This is a genomic window from Gracilibacillus lacisalsi DSM 19029 (assembly GCF_000377765.1).
In the GTDB taxonomy this organism is placed as follows: domain Bacteria; phylum Bacillota; class Bacilli; order Bacillales; family Amphibacillaceae; genus Gracilibacillus; species Gracilibacillus lacisalsi.
On sequence record NZ_KB898677.1, the window covers coordinates 41997 to 48169 of the forward strand.

Annotated in this window: 4 protein-coding genes and 1 tRNA gene; all 5 read right to left on the reverse strand. The window is 35.7% G+C overall.

The features are described from left to right. Nucleotides 1–43: 43 nt before the first annotated feature. On the reverse strand, nt 44–1075 hold the full coding sequence (locus D569_RS0118170) for a PstS family phosphate ABC transporter substrate-binding protein (RefSeq protein ID WP_018933862.1): 1032 nt from the start codon (nt 1073–1075) through the stop codon (nt 44–46). Between the two features lie 419 nt (nt 1076–1494). Further along, complete coding sequence (locus tag D569_RS0118175) at nt 1495–3636, reverse strand: peptidoglycan D,D-transpeptidase FtsI family protein (RefSeq protein ID WP_018933863.1); 2142 nt, start codon at nt 3634–3636, stop codon at nt 1495–1497. Between the two features lie 126 nt (nt 3637–3762). Then, nucleotides 3763–5004, reverse strand: a complete 1242-nt coding sequence (locus tag D569_RS0118180) for an MFS transporter (RefSeq protein ID WP_245548524.1) — start codon at nt 5002–5004, stop codon at nt 3763–3765. Nucleotides 5005–5258: 254 nt separating this feature from the next. Further along, nucleotides 5259–5870 carry a superoxide dismutase SodA gene (gene sodA / locus D569_RS0118185; protein ID WP_018933865.1) on the reverse strand — a complete coding sequence of 204 codons (612 nt, stop codon included), beginning with the start codon at nt 5868–5870 and terminating at the stop codon, nt 5259–5261. A 196-nt stretch (nt 5871–6066) separates the two neighbouring features. Next, a tRNA-Phe gene (locus tag D569_RS0118190) sits at nt 6067–6142 on the reverse strand. Nucleotides 6143–6173: the final 31 nt, after the last annotated feature.

Consider the following 6173-nt stretch of genomic DNA (forward strand, 5'->3'; position numbering starts at 1 on the left):
TGAAGCCATTATATTGAAATTACGTTTAAATACTAATCCATAATTATTGGATAGCTTGAACATCCTCTAGTAATGCTTGTTGCTCATCATCTGGAATTGGTGCAAATCCAGTCTCACCAGCAAAATCATTAATGCTTTCAACTACATATTCTGCATAGTCATAAACTTCTGGTTTTTCTTTTGCATGATCAACATTTAAATAAGTGAATACTGGACGAGTATAGTCTGCATATGGACCTTCTTCTCCGATTGTTTCAAGAGATGGAACAACTGCACCATCACCGAAATCAATACCTACAGCTTTTACTTGGTCTTGGTTATTGTCATAGTATCCAAAACCAAAGTAACCAATAGCATTTTTATCTTCTGAAACTAGCGTTACTAAAGTAGAATATTCTTGTTGTAAGTCAATAGTATCTACTAAATCTTGTTCTTCTAAAATTTCTTCATAGAAGAATTCATACGTACCATGATTCTCGTTAGGGCCATAAGTTTGAATTTCTTCATCTGGCCAAGAAGAGTCAATTTCAGACCATTTTGTTACATTTCCTAAGAAAATATCTTCAATCTGTTCTGCAGTAAGTTCTTCTGCCCAGTCGTTCTCAGGATTAACTACAATTGTTAAACCGTCTAATGCAACCTTAATTTCCATTACTTCCATTCCAAGTTCATCAGCTTTAGCCTGTTCTTCATCTTTAATTGGACGAGAAGCATCATTGAAATCTGTACCATCTTCAACTAAAAACTTTTCGAAGCCTGCACTACTACCTGCACGACCTACTTCAACTGATACATTTGGTTGTTCATTAAGCATATACTCTTCTGCTAATCTTGACATTAACGGGTACACTGTACCTGAGCCGTCGATTGCAACAGTTCCTTCCAATTCATCTGAAGCTTCTGTTTCTTCTTCATTAGAAGTATCTTCTGTTTCTTCCGCTCCATCATCTGTTTCACTTGCATTTGCTTCTTCACCGTTGTCTGTTTCTTCTTCTGAATCACTTCCACATGCAGCTAATAGCCCAATTGTAAGTACAGCTATTAAAGCTAACAACATGATTTTGAACTTGCTCATTTTTGTTTCCCCCTATATAGACGATGTGATTTAGAAGCTTGTCAATTAAGCTTCTATTACATCATAACTTACAACTATTAATCTACTATTAATTAATTGTAAAGAGATTGTAAATTCGACATTTTTATAGAAATTAAGACGTAAAAACAATATAATTGAATTCTTCCTTCCCTTTCCATGGGGGTTGTCCTTCAGTTAACTTTTGCAAGCAAAACCGCTCGAGAAAGCGGATCTTCAGGCCAAACAATTTCCACAGGAGTGAAAGTGGGTTGCCTAAGCTATTATCATGCTCTACAACGCTAGCAAGAAGTAACACGTCTGTTTTTATACTCACAAAATAGCGATTTTTATTTTGCTGATTTTATACTTTTTCTCCATACAAAAAAACCGGAACTAGAATACTAGTTCCGGTTTTTTTATTAATCCTCTTGCTCATCGTTTTCTTTTTGTTTTTCTTCGTCACTTTTATCTTTGAAATCATAGTATTTTTCGATAATTCTTTTACCAATCTCATGATGCACCTGATGTCTACCAGTTTTTGTGCCATTATCAGGAACAATAACTGCAAAAGCAACCTCTGGATTTTCAACAGGACTATAACCTACCAATGATAAATTTTCTGTTTCATCTACTTGTACAGGTTCATCATTGATAATTTCAAACTTTGGTCTTTGTGCTGTACCTGTTTTTGCAGCTACTTCATATGAGATGTTACTCCATTGGTTTCTAGCTGTTCCATCGGTAACTACACGTCTAAATCCTGTTTGCACTCGTTCTATATATTTGTCATCCATGTCCACACGATTTAACACTTCCGGACTAAAGGATTCAATAACTTTACCTGGAATACCATTTTCATTTCCAGGTTCTCTAATTTCCTTAACCAAACGCGGCTTCATTCTATACCCGTCATTTGCAATCGTGGAAACATACTGAGCCAACTGCAAAGCAGTATACGTATCATATTGTCCGATAGATAAGTGAAGCAAATTTCCTTGAGCAGGATTAGTACCTGTTACACCAGTTGCTTCAAATGGTAAATCAATACCCGTTTTTACTCCTAAGCCGAATTGACTGTAATAATTTCTCATCGTATCAAAGGCGCTGTAATCAAAATTATATAGTATCTCTCCAGGACGATATGTTGCTCCAGCTATTTCCAACGCAATCCGCGCCATGTAAACGTTCGATGAGTCCTGAATAGCTTTCAAGTCAGAAATACTAAATCCTAAAAAAGTGTGAGAAGCAAATTCTTTTGTTGATTTTATTTTAATTGGTTGATCAGACAAGTGTGTACCAATGTCAACAACACCTTCCTGATAACCAGCTAGTAGTGTCGCACCTTTAATGGCAGATCCTGGCTCATGTGAATCATAAATAGTTCTATACGCCTGGTTCAAGTATTCATCCTCTTCCTCATCATAACGAAATCCAGATAAGGCTAGAATATCACCTGTCTGTGGATTCATCACAACCGCCAATGCATCCTTCAGATATCCAGTATTGTTATAAGGATTATTGATAGCCGTTCGAAGTTCTTCTTCAACTATCTTGTCCACCTCAGCCTGGAATTCCATATCGAGCGATAGAATAAGATCCTTTCCTCTTTGACCTTCGACAACAACTTCAGAATTGATCACATTGCCACTCGTATCTGTTGTATACTGAACTTTTTCTTTTCTTCCTCTAAGTACATGCTCATATTGTTCTTCTAAACCGCTTGTTCCTACGCGATCATTCCATGTATAACCATTGGATAAATAAAAATCACTATTCTCACGAGGTATCCCTTCGTCAGATGAAGTTAGATTTCCGAAGAAAGAACCTAATGTTCCTTCATAGAGTCTTTCTCTGTCCCAATCAATAACTGCATCAATACCAGGCAAATCATGTAAATGTTCTGATACCTTTGCATATTCCTCATCCGTCAAACCTTCATTAACTACAACATGCGGAGATAATTCGCGAGCTGCATCAAGCTCTTTCTTAATGGCAATAACATTCTTTACTTCCGACGTCCAATCAATTTCTTTTAACTGTTTTTCAGTAATAGCATCAAGCTCTGCCTGATATTGCTCGCCTGTGTCGAGATTCTCTTTTTCCTCATCTGATAAAAGATTAGAAACTTCTTCTCTATTTTGCAAATACCAATATTCTTTCTGATCACGTTCTCGAATTGAGTCATCCAGTTCTTCTTCATCTTTTATAATCGTAATATATTTCGCTAACTCTTCAGCTAATGCAAGTCGAGCTTCAGCTGATTCACCATCTTTCGGAGGTGTATAGGTAATCGCTTTGACTGCTTTATTATCTAAAATCAAATCAAAATCACTGTCATACATCTTACCTCTTGGTACTGATTTTTCCGAGGGTGTGTTCTCTGTTTGATTAATCTGCCGTTGTGCTTCCTCCCCATTAAGTATCTGCACAACACCAAGTTGAACAATCAACAGGGAAAAGATAAGAAAGACACTTAAAAACAATATATTTAATCGAAAAGGCAGTTGCGCCTTGTTCTTTTTTGATTTCTTCTTTTTTTTAAAATCCGGATGCTGGTTCATCCCCATTCCCCCTAATGACAAACATCCCGTATATTATAACATGTTATCCATTCCTTTACTACCTATTTAACGTTTAAAAGTGAGACTAGTCCCCTCCACTTAATTTCACGAAAATATATGAGCGTCTTACGTACGATTAACGCCATGATAAATGGATGAATCTGTGTTGCGCACAAAATAATAAGCAAATAAGTTACCTCCGCCAATCGTCAATAGAAGAATCGGTATCATAACTTTGGGGTCAACAAGGGAAACACTGACAATAAAGATCAATATCGCAGAGACCCTGCCAACATTGACAAATAGCTCTCTTATAATGATGTATTCTATCCTAAGGTCTCTTGCTCCTCTGGCCTTACCAATGATATCATACGTTAATGATATGAAAGGAACATTATAGAGTGGGTACGCAATCCCTACAATGATTCCATAAACAAGTAACATCCAATAACCAGTCTGAAAAACAAATAAACCAACAGCTACATATAATAAAAACCCTCCAAGCAAAATCGCATGTTTTCGATATTCCACTTTTAGCATTTTCGTTACCAGATAATAACTAATAAATGAACATAGAGAGAGAGTCAAATTGAAACCGCCTAATGCAAACTCGCTATTCGTTGCAATATATACCCAAATAGCGACAACAAATATAAATAAACCTTCTCTTAACCCCTGAAAAATATGTGCATATAAAATATTGCGCCAGTTCGGATTGGATTTTCTCTCCAATACAACATGTTTAAAAAAGAATTTTCCAGTTGCTTTTCGTTTCTTTAGAAAAAACGAACATACTACTGCAATTACAAATAAAAAAAAGGATATAAAGAAAATCAAACTATATCCTTGGAAATTATCCAGCTTTGTGATTATAAAACCCGCTGAGATCGGACCGATCATTCCACCTAGTGATTGTAACGTACCTAGAATTCCGTTAAAAAAATCTCTTGTCTCAGGTTCTGTAACTTCGAAGGTTAACACATTAAATGCTAACCAGTAGAAACCATAACCTATCCCTAGGATCGCACCTAATAAATAAGGAAAACGTGAAGCATTATCACCTGCTAACAATACAGTTACATAAAAAATGGATAAAAAGATTACTCCGGTTCTAATAATAATGGTTCTATCCACTTTCTTTGCAAACTTTCCTGCAACAACGAAAGAGATTGGTTGCAGGATATAAACAAACAAATTATATATAGCTATATCAATATAATCCCCAGATTGTTTCCATAAAAAGATATTAACAAAAGTATTGGATAAGAAAGTTGCTATGGCGTATAAGCCGCCTATTGTTAATAATAACTTTAAATCTTTACTATTCGGCATTGCTTTTTTTGTTCTTTTCACGGTTTCGCTCATCATTTACACCTCACTACAATCTAACCTTTATTTTGGTCTAGAAAGTAGCAGATATACATTTAATCAACTGAAGAAAATATTATCAACTATATTTACTCAAAAAAAGGTGTAAATAACAGGGCAACTAAAAGAAATAAATGGAAGAAACATAAAAATGAACAGTACTCAAAAAAACTCACAAGATTTCTGACATTGAAAATTGCTACTAAATAAAGGGGCTATGGAATTATACCATAGCCCCTACGTGTATTATTTGATTATTTAGCTTCATTATATAAGCTTGCTACTTTATCCCAATCCACTACATTCCAAAATGCAGCAATATAATCAGGACGTCTGTTTTGATATTTGAGATAGTATGCGTGCTCCCAAACATCTAAGCCTAAAATAGGTGTTTTACCTTCAGAAATAGGAGTATCTTGGTTAGGTGTACTAGTAATTTCAAGCTTACCATTGTTTACAACTAGCCATGCCCAACCAGAACCAAATCGGCCAGCACCAGCTGCAGCAAATTCTTCTTTAAACTTGTCAAAGCTTCCAAATGTAGAATTAATGGCATCTGCTAATTCCCCTGTTGGCTCACCGCCACCATTTGGTGAAAGCAATGTCCAGAACAAGCTGTGGTTAGCATGTCCACCGCCATTATTTCTTACTGCCGTACGGATGTTTTCTGGTACAGCATCAAGGTTTGCTAAGATCTCTTCGATAGATTTGTTTGCTAAATCATCATGACCTTCTAGCGCAGCGTTTAATTTGGTTACATAAGTATTGTGGTGTTTTGTGTGATGAATGTTCATTGTCTCCTTATCAATATGAGGTTCTAATGCATCATATCCATAAGGTAAATCTGGTAAAGTAAAGTTTGCCATGTTTCATTCCTCCTATTTTTTTTATTAGAAAGTATAAAAATCCTTCTAGGACAAATGGTATCAAAACAATAAAATAAAAAGCAAATATTTAGCATTAAAATTGGAAATGTTGACCATAGGCCTTTTCAAGAAATATTAGATGAATGATTCATATTTTTTACATTAAAAAAACAAGCTTTTATTTAGCTTGTTGAAATGGTGGCTCGGGACGGAATCGAACCGCCGACACACGGATTTTCAGTCCGTTGCTCTACCGACTGAGCTACCGAGCCAAACGATATGTTGTTTTTCTACGAAAGATTA